Raw genomic sequence first — 17,917 nt, forward strand, 5'->3', positions numbered from 1 at the left:
AAAAATCAATCTAGAATGACTCTAAACACAAAGATAAGTCGAAAAGTTAAGACTATAAAGTCATTAAATTGAAATGATTTATAACCTCATACAAGTTAGTAATAACACCCTTTATATGCTATGGTATGGTTTATGTGCAATGGCTAGTTCACCTATATTCATCAATCACACTAATATGAAACGAACTCTATTTATTTTATTAATCTTTATTAGTCCCTTATATAGCTTTGGTCAAGGTAAATTAGAAAAAGCCGAAGAAAGTCTGAAATCCAGCAAAAACGATAAAGTTTATATTTCAGAATCCCGACCCGGAAATTCTTACAGTTTCTCAGATGATGACGATGATGAGAATGGACTATTAGAGGGAATAGGTGCGCTCTTTGTAGAAATGGTTCTTTATATTACCTATTTTAGTTTGATAGAAAGTCCGCCAGAGTATGAAGAAAAGGCAAGTACAGCATTCATTACAAAATATCCATATTTACAAAATGACAAAGGTAATTTTGCCTATGATTGGGGAGCGGATACCGCATTATTTCGAACCACCATTACGAATCGTTTTATTGCAGAAAACAGAGAGCTTTATGGAAATCATTTAAATGTAAACACCCACTTTCTAAGAAGAACGGGAGTTGAACTAGATTACTTACAATTATGGGAAGAAAATACAAATTTTGGCAATAATTCACTGGCAATATTTACCGTATTAGCCAAATACCATAGAGTACGAACCGAAAAGTTTAATTTATACTGGGGAATAGGAGCAACCCACATAAGTGGAGACATTAGATCTACAGGGTTTACTTACGGACTAGGTGCAGAGTTCTTCTTTGTAAAACCTTTGAGTATAGTAACTAATTTTAATCAGACTCTCTTTGACACAGGTACTTTTGACAAATTTAATGTATTATTAAATTATCATACTAAACGCTATAAATTTTCAGGAGGGTATGAACACTTGCACATAGGAGAGGTCAATTTTTCCACTTTTTCTGCAGGTATAGGCATTTCTTTTTAAAACGTTATTCTCTGATATTATGTAAGCTCAAAATGTTATGTATAGCTCTTAATTCTATCTGAATTCTGGAAGAGCCTTTTAAAATCCTACTCATTAAACACGAATACTAATTCACCCACTTCGGATACTAAAACTCATGTGTATTTTAAAGGTGGACGTTTTATCTTTATTTAATTATTGCTTTAAATTAAAGCGATAATCATATTTAATGATCACTTTTTAAATCACAAAAATGAAACGTCAATTACTATTTTTAACTCTTTTAATAACCTGCTTTTCGGTTAGTAATCTTTTTGCACAATTACCACCCGGACAAGAACCTGGGGGCAAATCCTGGGCAGACAGTTTTCAAGCTAACGGACTTTGCTGGTGTGATTCTACTTTTGATCATGATCTTGATGATATTGATAAAGTATCATATGTCATTAATGGTGTAAAACGAAATATTAAAGATATCTGTGATGAGTTAAAAAATCATCCTTTAGTACGAAATTACCAATCAGGAGATCCTTTATATAATGACATTCAATGCGGTAATGGTCCTGCTAATACTGCCATTGATGAAACGCAATGTCCCGGTCGTGTAGATCTGGGAAGAGATGGATGTTCTGAAATCGGACCAAAATGGGATGTTGCATGGTTAGCATCAAGACCAAGATTTGGAGGAGGAAGTGTAGATCAATTATTTGATAATGGAACATACTATATAGAATCCCCGTCTCTCAACGAACGTTTGTTTACAAGTTCTGCCGTAAATAACAATGTAGCAATGGATGGTGAGTCTACTTCTGATCAGCAAGTTTGGACATTTTCTCATCTAGGAGATAATGTATACACTATTAAAAATAGCAGTACCAATCGTTTCTTAGAGGTGCCACAGGAGATCTGTGAAGATCAAGCAAATGTAGGAACCTGGACCAGTGCTAATAATAGTCACCAAAAATGGCAAATCACAGAAAATGGATCTTCATACAATCTAAAACCATTACATTGCATAGGGAAGTCACTAGATAGAATACGAGGAGCATCAGAAGCTAATGTAGTTATCCATAGTGCTTCTAACTCTAATGTTAATCAAAAATGGACGATCGTATCTACATCTTCCAATCCTATTAATAGCGAAGGAGTAACCATTCTAGGAGAATCTATTAATAAGTATGCAAATATAAGCAGTAGCAGTCCTAATAATGTAACAACAAATAGCACTAGCAACTTTTCTACATTTACAATGGAAGCTATAGGTGGAAACCAATATACTTTTAAAGGAGAAAATGGTAAATACCTAAGTAGTGAAAATGGAACAAAATCTGTCACTTGTAACAGAAATGCTGTAGGTGCTTGGGAAATTTTTACTTTAGAATCCCTAGGAGGTGACGTATATGCAATCAAAGGAAATAACGGGTTGTATCTAAGTCACGAATTTGGAAATAAAGCGATGAACTGCAATCGTTCTGCAATCGGTAGCTGGGAACGATTTGTGATCAAGGATGTGGCTAGCTCTAGATTAGCACCTACTACAGATAAGGTTGCTTCATTCCAACTTAATCAGAATCCAATAAGCAATAGTGATGTATTAAGTATCAATGTAAACCTTACTGATGCCACTGACGCTGTTGCTCAATTATATAATCTACAAGGAAAACTAATAGCACAGCAAAAGTTTAATAAACTAGATGCAGGCACCAATTTGATTACTTTAAGAGAATTACAAAATGCGACAAATCAAATGGGAGCTTATATAGTACGTTTTATAGCCAATGGAAAAGCATATAATAAAACCGTATTATTCAGATAACAAAGGTCTTAAATACAAAATAACCATTAACAATGAAAAGAGGCTGTCTGAAAAGGCAGTCTTTTTTATTAAAAAAACATTATAGTTCTATCATAGGATCCCAAAAAAGTTTTTCGAAGTTCTGAATTTGATTATCTATAACTTCGATCCCTTCACTTTCTAATAGCTGCTGCATAAGATTAGTACCATCAAAATGGTGTTTACCTGTAAGAAGTCCTTTTCGATTAACAACACGATGGGCAGGAACGTCTTCTTCTTTACTAGAAGCATTCATTGCCCAACCTACCATACGAGCACTCTTTGCTGCTCCCAGATATTTGGCAATGGCTCCATAAGAAGTAATCCTTCCGTAAGGAATACATTTAGCTACCTTATAAACTCTTTCAAAGAAGTTGACTTCCTGATCTGATCCATTCTCATGATTATTTTTTACTCCTCCCATGTATAAATAATTCTTATTAGTGTTATGAGTACTAATACTAACATCAATGTACCCATAAAATAATTAGAATATTTGGCAATTGATTCTGTTTTCTTTTCAATTTTTATAAATGAAAATACATACACATACAAGGTCAAAAAGGTTCCCAATCCTGCTGCGGTACTAAATACGACCATTCTCAATAAGTCATACTGGATTTTTCCGCTTACACTCATGGCAGCGGCAATGGTACAAAAATAGGGGATAGGCAATATATTGATTAAAGATATCATAACCCCTTTAAAAAAGCTACGACTACTCCCTCTTTTATATACTTTGAATTTCGCATTTTTTTGTCTCGCTTTTACAAAAAAATAAACTGCCAATAGTAGAAAAATAACCGCACCAGTTCTAAGAAGGATATTTTTTACAAAAGGATTAAAAAAGATATATTTAGCTAATAAAATTGCTACAAAAGCTTGTAATAGAACTACCATTGATGCGCCTGTTGCTACTAAGACACCGTTTTTTTTGCCTCGCTCCAGACAAGTTCTGGCAACAGTCATATTAACCAATCCCGGAGGAATTACACCGACCATGGACGCAAAAAATGTGACTAAAAAAAGCTTCAGAGTTTCCAAATTGATCTATTCAATTATTTGATTTTAAACTGGATGTAAGTTATAGGTTTATTTTTTTCCAAATATTGATTTTCATAAAAAGTTTGTATAGAAGTCACCTCTTCTGGTGAACCTTCCTGATGATATACGTGATGATTTGCATATACCACCTCATGCCCCTCTCCATGAAGTAATCCCAAAGTATACCCATGCATAAACTCACTATCTGTTTTTAGATGCATAAGGCCATCCGCTTTTAGAATTTTTTTATATCGTTCTAAGAATGCATGATTGGTCATTCTATGTTTAGTTCTTTTATATTTAATCTGTGGATCAGGAAATGTAATCCAGATTTCATCAACTTCATTTGTAGCAAATAAATGATCTACCAATTCTATCTGCGTTCTTATAAAACCTACATTATTCATTTCATCTTCAATGGCCGTTTTTGCTCCACGCCAAAAACGAGCACCTTTTATATCAATCCCAATAAAATTCTTATTAGGATATTTTTTTGCTAAACCAACAGTATACTCACCCTTACCACATCCCAATTCTAATACTACAGGGTTTTGATTTTTAAAAAACTTCTCTCTCCATTTGCCTTTATATCCCAGAGAATTATCAAGTACCTCTTCTCTTGTAGGTTCTACTACATTATGAAAGGTTTTGTTCTCATTAAACCGCTTTAATTTATTTTTGCTTCCCACTAATTCTCTGCTTTGTACACTTTATTTTTTCATTCTTGAAAAATTATTCGCTGATTTTTAATCTTCATATACAAAGTAAATCACCCTCTATACTAAAAATAGATTCATCCATAGTTTTGATATGTTTCGTTTTTGACAACTTACATACACTAACGTTAAAATAATTTTTTGGTAAAATTAAGGAAATATCTGGACAGAGAAATAGGATTAACTTTAATATATCACGGATATAATTCATCTCAATCGTATTACTAACTAAAATTACTAAACCTTGAATAAAAAAGTACTTATCGCTCCTCTTAATTGGGGGCTAGATCATGCGACCCGCTGTATCCCAATAATTAACGCATTAATAAATGAGGGGTTTAACCCGGTTATTGCTTCAGATGGTGTTGCATTATCTTTATTAAAGAAAGAATTTCCACAATTAGAATCAAAAGAATTACCTTCCTATGGGCTAAAATATGATAATGAAATCAATAACCTAAAATTAAAAATATTATTGGATAGTCCTAAAATCGCACATACAATCCTTGCAGAAAAAAAAGCTACTGAAAGAATTTTAAAAGAAGGAAGCTATCTTGGTATTATCTCTGATAACAGAATGGGAGTACGACATAAAAGTGTACCATCTGTATATGTAACTCATCAATTAAGTATTCCAAGTAAAAAAAGCACATCAATAAGCACAAAACTTCAAAACAAATGTATTAAAAAGTTTGACGTGTGTTGGGTTCCTGATATGGCAGACGACCCTAATCTAAGTGGAGAACTGGGACATCTCAAAAAAAGCATTGTGCCCATTACATACCTTGGACCATTAAGTAGGTTTAATTATCAAAATCTTCCAAAAAAATACGACATCATGGTACTATTGTCTGGGTCAGAACCACAGCGTACTCTACTAGAAAAAAAACTACTTCAAGAGTTCGAGCAAAGTGATAAGAAAATTGTATTTATTAGAGGAATTCTAGGTGAATCTCCAAAAACTTTTATAAGAAATAATATTACAATTCATAACTTTTTATCCGGAGTTTTATTACAAAACTTAATCAATAGTAGTACTCTCATTATTTCCAGATCAAGTTATGCTACGGTAATGGATTTAGCTAAATTAAAGAAAAAAGCCTTCTTTATACCAACTCCTGGTTTATTAGAACAGGAATACCTTGCAAAAAAGCTGTCTGTTAACAAATTTGTACCTAGTTGTAAACAACATGAGTTTACTCTAAAAAAATTATATGATATAAATTCTTATAAAGGGTTACGTAGTTTTAGCACCTACATTGACTATGGGAAACTCTTTCACTTTTTCGAGAGTAAATGAGAATTCACTTCCAATCCGATAATCACTCTCCACATAGATACGTTCATGATGAGCTTCTATGATATGTTTTACAATAGCAAGTCCCAATCCAGAACCTCCTTCTTTACGAGATCCGCTTTTATCCACCCGGTAAAAACGTTCAAATAAACGAGGAATATGTGCTTGCGCTATACCCTCTCCATTATCTGTGACCCTCACAATTACTTTATTCTTTATAAGATTTTCAATACTAATCTCTGTGGTACCATCTTCTTTTCCATACTTAATCGAATTTACAATCAAGTTAGATAGTACTTGTTGAATTCTTTCTTTATCTGCGTGAACAAGTATCGGTTCTCTATAATTCATATCAAAAATCAAGGCTATATTCTTTTTAGCTGCTTTCATTTCGAACAGGTCAAAAATACTTTGCACTAATTCAATAATATCAAAGTTGGTATAATTAAGATTAAGATCACCCACCTCTAGTTTGGTAATCATATCTAAATCTTTAATAATATATATCAGTCGTTCAACTCCTTTATCAGCTCTACTAAGATATTTTTTCAGAATAACAGGATCAAACATAGCACCATCTAGTAAGGTTAGGATGTAACCTTGTACAGTAAACAATGGAGTTTTAAGTTCATGAGAAATATTACCCATAAATTCTTTTCTGTAGTCTTCCCTTACTTTTAATGTTTCTATTTCTGTTTTCCGTTTCTGAGCAAACTTTTCAACCTCTTTAATTAAGGTGCGCATGTCTGTAGTTACCGGGCTATCCCCTAGCGTATCTACATCTAGCATTTCTATATCATCATAAATTTTTCGAACCCTTCGATAAATAAATTTTTCTACTCTATATTGAATGATTAAAAAACATACTATATAACAGGCTATCAAAAACCCTAGTAAGAATAAAATACTAAACTCAGATTGAGTATATAAAAAAACGCCCAATAAGAGCGTTAATATTATAGTTATGTATAAAGAAGATAAATATGCAAATTTATACGACTTCTTAAATTTTTCTGCCATTACACTACAAACTTATAGCCTACGCCTTTTATTGTTTTAAAGCTTTTATCCCCTATTTTTTCTCTTAGTTTTCTGATATGAACATCAATGGTACGACCACCTACAATCACCTCATTACCCCAAACTTTGTCGAGAATATCTTCGCGTTTAAAGACCTTACCAGGCTTAGAGGCTAATAAAGATAATAATTCGAATTCTTTTCTTGGTAAAATTATTTCTTTTTTATCCTTAACAATTTTATATTCATCTCTATTGATCACCAGGTTTCCTATTTTAACCACATTCTCAGAAATATCATCATCTTTTAACCTTCTCAATAATGCTTTTACTTTACTTACCAGCACTTTGGGTCTGATAGGTTTTGTGATATAATCATCAGCACCTGCATCAAAACCGGCTACTTGTGAATAATCTTCTCCACGAGCTGTTAGAAATGTAATGATCGTATTTTGTAAATCCGGTATTTTACGAATTTGTTCACAAGCCTCAATACCATCCATTTCTGGCATCATAACATCCAGAATAATTAGATTTGGTTTTTTCTTCTTAGCAATCTTTACTGCCTCAACCCCATTCTCTGCTGTTAATACTATATATCCCTCAGCATTAAGATTATACCCGACAATTTCTAAAATATCTGGTTCATCGTCAACCAATAAAATAGTAATATCTTTCTTATTCATTTTGTTATTAATTAGATCCCTTCTTGTAAATATACTACATAAAACGTTGTATCCATATCTTAGAGAACTTGGTAACAATAATCTAACATAAAATGTATGTCTTGATAACATTTAGATAACCTTTACCATTAATTTACACAAGCACTTATTATAGAGATAAAAAAAGCTGAATAGCAAATTATTCAGCTTTTTATGACTCTTGTCTTTATATAAAGATTTAAAATAATATATTATTGATGATCTCGATATGTAGTTAGCAAATTCATAGTAGCAGTAATCAAATCCTTTGTTTCGGTTAAAATACTAAAGTAAAGTGTCGTATTTTTTGGGCTACTCTCTTCTGTCCTTGTTCTGGTAACTTGTTTATTTATTTTTTCATTGACAATAGTAAATAACTCCTGTTTCTCTTCTATAATTTTATTAAGATTATGAAATTCTCTAGTATTAAACACCTTTTTAATATCAGTAAATATCTCATCTAATTCATCTTCGATCTCTTTTAAATCCTTGATTTGATTAAAACGTAACCTTTTATGATTGTTATTAACGTGCTTATGGCTTGCTTTAGAAATATACTCTAATGATTGTGTAATATCTTCTAGATATCCAAGAATTGAAATATAAAAATTACTTGCACCAACACTCGAATCATCAAGGTTTTTTATAAAATAAAAAATACTATCTCGCATTTCTTCTATTTCATTTTCCAATTTGGCAATTCCTTTTCTATTCTTTTTTAGCGCAGTCAGATCATACTTAGCTAAACTATCTATAGTAGATGCATATATTTTATTGCCTCTACTTACAAAAGATTTAATATTATCAGCACTTTCTAATATGACACCTTGTATAGAACTACTTTCTGATTTCTTTAAACTATCTTCTTCTTTATCTGCTTTTGTTTGTTTACGATATTTTATCGTATTTCGAACCAGTAAAAAAACAGCAACTATTAATAATACACCTGTCATCAATGGAGGGTTAAGGTGGATTAAAAATGCAATCAGTGCTGCAGCAAGAAAAGCGCTAATTGCAGTAAAAAACCAACCTCCTATAACATTTAAAACTCCTGCAACCCTATACACGGCGCTCTCGGTTCCCCAAGCTCTATCAGCAAGTGAAGTACCCATAGCCACCATAAATGTTACATAAGTAGTAGATAAAGGCAACTTCATAGAAGTAGCAATAGAGATTAGAACACCTGCTACCATTAAATTTACCGCTGCTCTTACCATATCAAACGCGGGAAGATCTTCTTTTCGAGTTGTTACTGGCAAAGACACTTCTGCAAACTGCTTGTCAGAAAACACTTTAAATGATTTAGGGATAATAGAGGATACAAATTCTGATAAAAGTACAGTGCCACGTACTACTCCTCTGGATAAAAAGTTAGGATTAAACTTTTCATCTCCATCACCTTGTCTTGATAAATCTATAGATGTTTTTACTACCTTTTTAGCCTTTGAAGAAAACCACAAGGTCAATACCATAGTCAGTCCGGCTAAAAGTAATAACATAGTAGGTGTTTCTGCTTTTCCACTTAATGAAGTCATTAAAAATTCATTAGCAGGATCACCAGAAGCACTCCAGTTGAGGTATGATTTCCATGCTGCTATAGGAACACCAATAAAATTTACAAGATCATTCCCTGCAAATGCTAATGCTAGTGCAAACGTTCCAACCACGATAATTATCTTGTAAATATTTGCTCTAAAAAAAGTCATCAATGCAAATGAAATTGCTGATAATATGGTAAAACCAGATACTACTATTAATAAAACATTTGTTTCTAAAAAACCTTTTAAGGTCATAGCTATAGTACCAGCTGCCGGATCAACATTAAATTGATCCCCTTTTGCTTGTATTAATTCTTTAATAGTTTTAAAAGAACTTTCGAAATATAAGTTTGCCCAATCCAAAAATGCCAATGATGAATTATTTGTAACTATCTGCACTACATCATCTCCATAATTTGTTCCTTTAATACCTTTGATGAATATAAAATAAAGAATAGCTGTTAAGGCAATTCCTCCAAAAACAGCACCTATCCACTTCTCCTTCTTCTCAAAATTAAACGTTAATAATAATCTTGAAAAATATTGCACAAATGCTCCAATGGAAAAAGCAACTACTACAGAAAGTAAAATACCTAAAATAATTTCACCTGCTTTTTGCGTATTGATATAATTTCCCAGATCTACCAGAGAAAGAGAATTATCGCCCATTATCTTAATAATGGCGACACAAACCGCTGCTCCTAATAATTCAAACACTATAGAAACCGTAGTTGATGTTGGCATTCCAAGCGTATTAAAGAAATCAAGTAACAAGATATCCGTAATCATAACTGCCATAAAAATAATCATGATCTCTGAAAAGTAAAATTCCCCAGGAACAAAAATACCTTTACGAGCTACTTCCATCAAACCACTAGAAAAAATAGCACCTGCCGCAATACCGAGGCTGGCAACAATCATAATTGTTCTAAAAGAAACAGCTTTAGAACCAATCGCTGAATTCAAAAAATTAACAGCATCATTACTTACACCAACTACCAAATCAGCTATAGCTAAAAGTGCTAAAGCTATAATCATGAAAATATAGATATCGCTCATATTCTTTTACAAATCTTATCGGCAACAAAAATGTTACTAAAATTCTTGCCAAATGTTACTGCAACGTTATCTTTTGTAATTAGAATTGAGTAAAAATGTAAGAAAAGCCTTCGGTGTTTTATAAAATAGCTACGCCTTGTCCATAATTATAATGTATGTAGAAACGAGTGATTCTATAGTTTTACCAAACATAGAATAATTAATTTAGTAATATCAAATAAAAATCAGGTATCAGATAGCCCCAATATAGTAAGCTTTTTTCGCTTAATCCAATGCTAACTTATCTTTCCTGCAATAAAAAATACGCTTTTCTAAGATTATATTATTTCTCTAAAAAATTTCTAAATGACCATCGGTAAACGACTTCCTTTCATCATAAGTTATTCAATCTTAATATTTGTAAAATATTAAATATTTGATTATCAATTAATTATATTGTTATTGTTAATTTAATGTTACCTTAATGTTGTTTCAAAGTAAAATTATAGTTACCTTTGTAATGTTAAGATTAAGAACATCCCTAAATAAGACATACCTATGAAAAATTTATTAGTAATAGCAGCATTTATTTTTTCTGGAATCATGAGTGCTCAAGAAGTAAAGCCCGTTTTTGAAAAAGAAGGAGATTTAGTAAAAGGAACTTTTTACTTTGATAATGGAGAAATACGTCAACAAGGGTTTTATAAAGGAGGTAAATTGCATGGAGAATGGAAATCATATGACGCGAGTGGAAAAAAAATCGCTATGGGTCAATATAATAAAGGTATAAAAACCGGGAAATGGTTTTTCTGGAAAGGAGAGCAATTGTCTGAAGTTAATTACACTGATAATAGTATTGCTTCTGTAACTACATGGTCTAATAAGAGTGACGTAGTAGTAAACTACAATAATAATTAATTTACAACTAAAAAGTCATTCTGTTAAAGTCTGACAAATTTTAAATAAATTATATAGAACCGAACCGTTAAAGCATTTTTAACGGTTTTTTTATGTTTCACCTTTTCAAAAACCTGAACGTTATTAAAACGAATGAGTACATCCAATTCGATAGTTATAATTCACTGTAAATTCTATTTTTTTACATTCATTTCTTTTATTGATTTTGATATTTATCATTTTTCTACTGCAAATCATTTTCTTAACATATAAAATAAACTCAACCAGCAGCTACCCAACCTCTTTATTTACTAATGATTATATGTTTTCAAATTCATATTTCTAGCAAAAATCTATAGATTTCCAAAAACGCAGGTAACATTCTGGTAACGTTAAAATCACTCTTATTTAATTTTTCAGTAACGCACAGGTAACAATAGCTATCGTTATTTGCACCAAATTTAGAACACGTTACATGAGAAAATTTATCATTCTCTGTGCACTATTCGTTGTTGGGATAAGTAGTGCGCAGGACACCGGTTCGATAACTGGTACTTTGCTTGACAAAGAAGCAAACGATCAACCTTTACCCTTTGCAAATGTATTGATCAAAGGAACTTCTAAAGGAACTACTACTGATTTTGATGGATTATATACCATTGACAATCTTTCATCAGGCAACTATACTATAGAATTTAGTTTTGTAGGATATGAGACATTAACAAAAGAAGTTACTGTAAACCCAGGTGAAACAAGCACATTAAATGCCTCCCTTGGAGCTAGTGCAGCAGCACTAGACGAGGTTATTATCAAAACTACTGTTAAAAAAGAATCCGAAGTTGCAATTTTATTAGAACAAAAAAATGCAGTGACTATTCAACAAAAAATTGGTGCCCAAGAACTTTCTAAAAAAGGAGTAAGTGATGTGGCTACGGGTTTAACCAAAGCTACAGGGATTTCTAAACAAAGTGATAAGCTATATGTACGAGGCTTAGGAGATCGTTACAATAATGCATACTTAAATGGTTTACCGATTCCATCGCTAAATCCTAAATTAAAAATGATTGATTTAAGTATTTTCCCTACTGATATTGTCGAGAATTTAGGGATTTATAAAACCTATGCTCCTAATATCTATGGAGATTTTGCTGGAGCAAGTGTTAATATAGATACTAAAGATCGTCCTGGTAAAGGTTTTCTTGATTTTTCTTTTAGTTCTGGTATAAACACCAATGCTGTTAGAAATGATTTTTTCTTATTAAATGGAGGTCAATATGATCAATGGGGATTAGATGATGGTTCCAGAAGGGTTCCTGTATTTTTAGATATACCAAATTATCAATATACAAGTACAGATATCAACTATTATCCTTTTGACACATCCTTTAACCCTAAAAAAAGATTTAGTGGACCCGATGGAGGGTTTGGAGTATCGGGTGGCACATCTTTTAATCTAGGAGAAGTACAAAAATTAGATGTCCTTTTTACGGCCTCTTTTAGTCAGGGTCATGAGACCTCACTTGACGGAACAGAAGCTGCATATAATACTGCTGGAGAATCTACTGTAGGAATTGGCTTTTTTGAAGATGTAAATCGATATAGTTACAAAACAAACACGACTACATTAGGTAGTATCGGCTATAGAATTAATAGTGACCACAAGCTTTTATCGACAACCTTGTTTGTAAACGATACTAAAGATGAGCTTAAGGAGTATAGAGGACTGAGTAGTGAAGATACAGATGTATTTATCCGTATCAGACGTGGTACTTATGAGCAAAATAATGTTTTTACTCAGCAACTTGCAGGAGAACATAATTTTGCTGAAAACAAGTATAAACTAAATTGGGGAGGAGCTTATAACAAAGCACAAGGACTAATTCCTGACCGCAGGCAGTTGATCTTTACTGAAACTGAAAATGGATTAGTTTTAGGAGATGCAACAAGTCCTGATTTTGCCAATAACCAACGTTTTTATCAAGAATTAAATGAAACAGACTTCTCTGGAAAAATTGACTTTGATATTAATTTTGGTAAAAATGAGGATGATGAATTTTTGAATAAACTAACCCTCGGAACTTTTGGCAGAAAGAAAGAGCGTGATTTTGAAGCAAATCAATTAAACTACAATCTCAATAATGTGAATGACCTTATTGCAGACTTTAATGATCCGGATGCTATTTTAAATGAAAACAACTTTTTAGCTGGAGAATATGTAGTTTTGGAAAACCTGAATCCTACCAGACTTTATAATGCAGATTTCACTAATTATGGTGGATATGCTAATCTACAATATCAATTAAGTGACAAGCTACTAGTAAATGGTGGTGTTCGAGTAGAATTATTCGAACAAAACATCTATTATAGACTACTCGGGGATTTAGAAACCAGTGATTTTAGACAAAATACAATCAATGAAACCTTTTTATTACCAAGCCTTGATTTTAAATATACTTTAAATGAACAGTCTAATCTTCGTTTAGCAGTAAGCAAAACAGTGACGCTTCCCAAATTTACTGAAGTGGCCCCTTTTCTTGATGAAGATGTAACAGAATCTACCTTTGGTAATCCAGACCTGCAATACTCTGACAATTACAATTTTGATGTGAAGTGGGAATTCTTTCCAGAACAATCCGGAGAGCTAATCAGTGCTACTTTATTTGGTAAATATCTGGATAGTCCTATCGAAAAAATCGGTATTGCCTCTGCATCCAATTTCTTTTCTTTTGGTAATACAGAATATGCGGTTGTAGCTGGTGCAGAAATAGAATTAAAAAAGAATCTAGGTCATCTTTTTAAGACAGAAGAAAGTGTTTGGAATGACCTGACCTTAGGTCTCAATACTACTTTTATGTATTCTGAGGTAACTATTGATGAAGATTTAATTGTAAATGGAGTGAATGTAGCTTTAACAAACAACAAAAGAAAACTACAAGGAGCTTCGCCATTCCTAATTAATACTGATCTAGCATATTCTAAAGAATTTGAAAAACATAAAATTACTTCAGTTTTGGATTTCAATATTTTTGGAGACCGTATATATGCTGCAGGAAGTAATGGTCGTGGAGATATTTTTGAAAAAGGCTTTGGATCACTGAATTTTAATATTAAAGATGAAATTGGAGATCATATTGAACTTAGTTTAAAAGCAAAAAACCTACTAAACCCATCAGAAACCAGATATCAAAATCAGGAAAATATAGGTCAGGAATTAACCACCTATCAATTTGATCGTGGAATCAATATTTCATTAGGTCTGACTTATAAATTATAAAAAACGAACACAATTATAAAAAACAAAAAAGATGAAAACAAAAGGAACTATAATTGGATTATTAGCAGGAGTAGCAGTGCTATTTAATGCATGTACCATACAAGAAGATAATATTGGTGATATCACCATTATAGAAGGTGGTAGTGGTACTGAGTCAGGAACTACGATTCTAGAAGGAGAAATAACTGAAAATACAACACTGGTTGCCAGCGAAGTTTATGAATTACTGGGAGGTGTTTCTGTAAAAGAAAATACAACATTAACAATTGAAGCTGGTACAAGAATTGTCGCAGGAAATACAGGAGGTGTTTTTGCATATCTGGCTATAGAACAAGGTGCAACTATTATAGCAGAAGGAACTGCAAGTCAACCCATTGTCTTCACTTCTAATCAATCGACGCCTAACCCAGGAGATTGGGGTGGTCTGTTAATCGCTGGTAATGCTCCTATTAATAGAGGAACTACAGCGACAACAGAAGTTGCTAACCTTACTTATGGTGGTACTGATGCCACTGATAATTCTGGTATCTTAAGATATGTAAGACTAGAATATACAGGAGGCAAAATTAATGATGATGCAGAATATAATGGGCTATCATTATACGGAGTAGGTAGCGGAACCACATTAGAGTATATCCAGGCATTTAATGGAAATGATGATGGTATCGAGTTTTTTGGAGGAACCGTAAACCTAAAATATGCTATTGTAACTGGTGCAGGAGATGATTCTTATGACTGGACAGATGGATGGATTGGTAATGGTCAGTTCTGGATTGCGCAACAAACTTCTTTAGCTGGAGATAAAGGAATTGAAGCAGATAACTTTGCTGATAATCCAAGTGCAGCTCCCTTTTCTAACCCTACTTTATCCAACATTACCTTAATAGGAGCAGAAGATGGTGATGGAGAGAATAAAGGTATAGAGTTTAGAGCAGGAACTAAAGTATCCATGTACAATACCATCATCAAAGCATTCCCGGGAAAAGGAATCGAGGTAGATGATGATCAAACACTGACAAACCTCAATAACAATGAAGTAATCGTTAGAAACTCAATCATAGACAACGTAACTTCTTTTGATATAAGCCATGAGAGTGCGGCTACTGTAGATTTGGCTGATTTTGCAACCTTTACCAACTTTACATTTGACGGATCGGGAGACCCTTTCAACAATGCAGGAACTGCAATCCCTACAGATTTTGCAATAACAGGATATAGAGGAACATATCAATACACAACTGTTATTGATGGTGTAGATAACTTTGATCCTTCTACATTGGGAACATTCTTTACAGCTGCTAACTATGTTGGAGCTTTACAAGAAGGCGATACATGGATAGCAAACTGGTCACGTTTATAAGTTAAATAACAATAAGTAAAAAGCATCCTGATATATGATATAAGGATGCTTTTCTTTTTAAATAATACATTAATAAAATTGGCTTTTATATCATTAAATAATGTTTAGATAACTAAACTCGAATTAATTTCTAAAAAAATTACAGTTACTTAATCCAAGATTAACAATGCCATAAAATTAATAACGAGAAAAGGAGCTTACTTTGTAATCAGAATTCTATTCTAAAATTAAAAATATAAGTTACTCTTCATTTACTTTCCTTCAAGAAAGTACAACAAGTACACAAGACGTGTTCGTAGAAGGCTGGAAGATCATATGTTATCCAACAACGGCAATGATTCTCTTCAGCCTTCTCTTTTTTTAATATTCTCAGGCACTAATTATGAGTCTTATGACCAGTGGCCCTGGTTTTTCTTTCAACCCTAAATTATACTCAAAAACGCATCGATTCTGATTATATTTTCACTACCTGAATCAAGTAACTTTACTGTAATGTTAAGATACTTCTCAGCGTTTTGCCTCCTTTAACCTTTTCGTAATATTAAGATAATACCCCTCCAAAACAAAACAATTCATAATTCCCCTACTTTTTCTTTAAAAATTACATTTTTTATATGTTAAAAATAAACGTTAACTATATATGGTTACTGAATTTTAACATCTCACTCACCAATTATAAAAAATAATAAATGATTACTCTATGATGATAAGATCTACTTTTTTAAAACTTCCCTGGCATCACAATCCCTTAAACTAAGGATAATACTGTCATAAAACCATTTACTGCAAAACCGTATTTATTTGTAAAAGTTTTTAAACTCAAAAATCAAGGACACAAGAACAAAACATTTAAATCATGAAAAAATTATTTATCACAGGATTAGTATTTTCTTTTTTAGCTTTCACGAGTTGTGGAAGTGATGATAACGGAAATGGAGTTATTGGAGGAAGTGACGATGATGGAGATGGTGAAGTAAGCACCACACTAGAAGGACAAATTACTGAAGATCTAACATTAACAAGTGATGTTATCTGGACATTAGATGGCAGGGTAACGGTCACTAGCGGAGCAACTCTTACTATTGAGCCTGGTACTATCATAAAGGCAGAAGGTGGAACCGGAGCAAATGCATCTGTTCTTATTATTGCCCAAGACGCAGCCATTAATGCTGCTGGAACAGCCAGTGCACCTATTATTTTTACTTCTATTGCAGATGATATTGCGATTGGAGAAACTGCAGGGACAAACTTAGATCAGAATCAAAGAGGATTATGGGGAGGTTTAATTGTATTAGGAAATGCACCTGTATCTCTAGATGGGAATGCAGAAACAGCACAGATCGAAGGTATTCCTGCTAGTGACACTAATGGTTTATACGGAGGAACAAACGCAGCCGATAATTCCGGAACACTGACCTACATATCTATTAGACACGGTGGTGCGCTAATAGGAGAGGGTAATGAAATAAACGGACTTACCTTAGGTGGTGTTGGTACAGGAACTACTATTAGTCATATCGAAGTAGTAGGAAACGTTGATGACGGTGTTGAGTTTTTTGGTGGAACTGTAAATGCTTCCAATCTTTTCGTTTGGGCACAAGGTGATGATGCAATTGATATAGATCAGGCATATGCTGGAACTATAGATAATGTTATTGTAGTTCAGGGTAATATTTCTGATCACGCATTAGAAATTGATGGACCAGAAGGAGAAGCTGCTGGTTCTTTTGTATTACAAAATGTAACTTTAATAGGTTCTGCTAGTGGTGAAGTAGCAGATTACAGAAGTGGAGCAACAGGTACTACAAGTAATGTCTTAGTGTATGGTTTTGAAGAATCTGCAGATGTAGAATTAGATAATAACGGAGTTGCACAAAATTATATCGATGGTGAGCTATCTTTTGAAAACTGGGAAGTTATTTTATGGACCGGAGTAGTAAGTGGTGCAGATATCTTTGTTGAAAAAGGAGGGTGTATTGAAAATTGTGATAATGACTCTAGTGCTGATGATGTATTACAAGACTTAATTATTGAAACTACAACTGGTACAACATTCACTGCTCAAGCTGAAGGTTGGACTACTGCGGTAACTACAGGAACTGTCGGTGCAACTACATCTGATTTTAGCTGGACGTATTCTAATACTAAAGCGGGTCTTGGTTTCTAGTCCAGAATATATTCAAATCACAACAGATTATATA

The 17,917-nt window shown here is 32.9% G+C and carries 13 protein-coding genes; 7 read left to right on the forward strand and 6 right to left on the reverse strand.

Translation table 11 applies throughout. The annotated features are described in order from the left end of the window. Positions 1–175: 175 nt before the first annotated feature. Together ABD816_RS08040 and ABD816_RS08045 are read left to right on the forward strand one after the other, a co-directional pair. On the forward strand, positions 176–1,018 hold the full coding sequence (locus ABD816_RS08040; RefSeq protein WP_344926268.1) for an outer membrane beta-barrel protein: 843 nt from the start codon (positions 176–178) through the stop codon (positions 1,016–1,018). 232 nt (positions 1,019–1,250) lie between these two features. Beyond that, positions 1,251–2,813 (forward strand): RICIN domain-containing protein, encoded by a 1,563-nt coding sequence (locus ABD816_RS08045; protein WP_344926270.1) that lies wholly within the window; start codon positions 1,251–1,253, stop codon positions 2,811–2,813. Between the two features lie 79 nt (positions 2,814–2,892). Here the strand turns inward: ABD816_RS08045 and ABD816_RS08050 are convergent, their stop codons facing one another. Genes ABD816_RS08050 through trmB form a run of 3 tightly spaced genes read right to left on the reverse strand, consistent with a single transcriptional unit; the run spans position 2,893 to position 4,564 of the window. Beyond that, positions 2,893–3,255 (reverse strand): MGMT family protein, encoded by a 363-nt coding sequence (locus ABD816_RS08050; protein ID WP_344926271.1) that lies wholly within the window; start codon positions 3,253–3,255, stop codon positions 2,893–2,895. Beyond that, positions 3,243–3,875: a LysE family translocator gene (locus ABD816_RS08055; protein WP_344926272.1), complete on the reverse strand. Its 633-nt coding sequence runs from the start codon at positions 3,873–3,875 to the stop codon at positions 3,243–3,245. The genes ABD816_RS08050 and ABD816_RS08055 overlap by 13 nt, the downstream gene beginning before the upstream one ends. Before the next feature lie 14 nt (positions 3,876–3,889). Next, entirely contained in the window at positions 3,890–4,564 is a 675-nt protein-coding gene (gene trmB / locus ABD816_RS08060; protein ID WP_344926273.1) for a tRNA (guanosine(46)-N7)-methyltransferase TrmB, read from the reverse strand. Between the two features lie 271 nt (positions 4,565–4,835). Here trmB and ABD816_RS08065 point away from each other — a divergent pair, with 271 nt between their 5' ends. Then, positions 4,836–5,891 (forward strand): glycosyltransferase, encoded by a 1,056-nt coding sequence (locus tag ABD816_RS08065; RefSeq protein WP_344926274.1) that lies wholly within the window; start codon positions 4,836–4,838, stop codon positions 5,889–5,891. Here the strand turns inward: ABD816_RS08065 and ABD816_RS08070 are convergent. The 3 genes from ABD816_RS08070 to ABD816_RS08080 all read right to left on the reverse strand — a co-directional run bounded on the left by ABD816_RS08070 (position 5,829) and on the right by ABD816_RS08080 (position 10,206). Next, positions 5,829–6,908 (reverse strand): sensor histidine kinase, encoded by a 1,080-nt coding sequence (locus ABD816_RS08070; RefSeq protein ID WP_344926275.1) that lies wholly within the window; start codon positions 6,906–6,908, stop codon positions 5,829–5,831. The two genes, ABD816_RS08065 and ABD816_RS08070, sit on opposite strands and share 63 nt — an antisense overlap. Then, entirely contained in the window at positions 6,908–7,591 is a 684-nt protein-coding gene (locus ABD816_RS08075) for a response regulator transcription factor (protein ID WP_344926277.1), read from the reverse strand. Before ABD816_RS08075 ends, ABD816_RS08070 begins: the two co-directional genes overlap by 1 nt. 230 nt (positions 7,592–7,821) lie before the next feature. Continuing rightward, a complete protein-coding gene (locus ABD816_RS08080; protein WP_344926279.1) occupies positions 7,822–10,206 on the reverse strand; it encodes an inorganic phosphate transporter in 2,385 nt (794 codons plus the stop codon). Between the two features lie 537 nt (positions 10,207–10,743). On the opposite strand from ABD816_RS08080, the gene ABD816_RS08085 reads away from it, so the two are divergent. From ABD816_RS08085 to ABD816_RS08100, 4 genes are all read left to right on the forward strand, one after another. Further along, positions 10,744–11,103 carry a toxin-antitoxin system YwqK family antitoxin gene (locus tag ABD816_RS08085; protein WP_344926280.1) on the forward strand — a complete coding sequence of 120 codons (360 nt, stop codon included), beginning with the start codon at positions 10,744–10,746 and terminating at the stop codon, positions 11,101–11,103. 454 nt (positions 11,104–11,557) lie between these two features. Then, positions 11,558–14,356, forward strand: a complete 2,799-nt coding sequence (locus ABD816_RS08090; RefSeq protein WP_344926282.1) for a TonB-dependent receptor — start codon at positions 11,558–11,560, stop codon at positions 14,354–14,356. 31 nt (positions 14,357–14,387) lie between these two features. After that, positions 14,388–15,716, forward strand: a complete 1,329-nt coding sequence (locus tag ABD816_RS08095) for an autotransporter outer membrane beta-barrel domain-containing protein (RefSeq protein WP_344926284.1) — start codon at positions 14,388–14,390, stop codon at positions 15,714–15,716. Positions 15,717–16,572: 856 nt separating this feature from the next. Continuing rightward, positions 16,573–17,883 (forward strand): hypothetical protein, encoded by a 1,311-nt coding sequence (locus ABD816_RS08100; protein ID WP_344926286.1) that lies wholly within the window; start codon positions 16,573–16,575, stop codon positions 17,881–17,883. The last annotated feature ends 34 nt before the right edge of the window (positions 17,884–17,917 follow it).

This window comes from Aquimarina addita (assembly GCF_039539305.1).
Lineage (GTDB): Bacteria > Bacteroidota > Bacteroidia > Flavobacteriales > Flavobacteriaceae > Aquimarina > Aquimarina addita.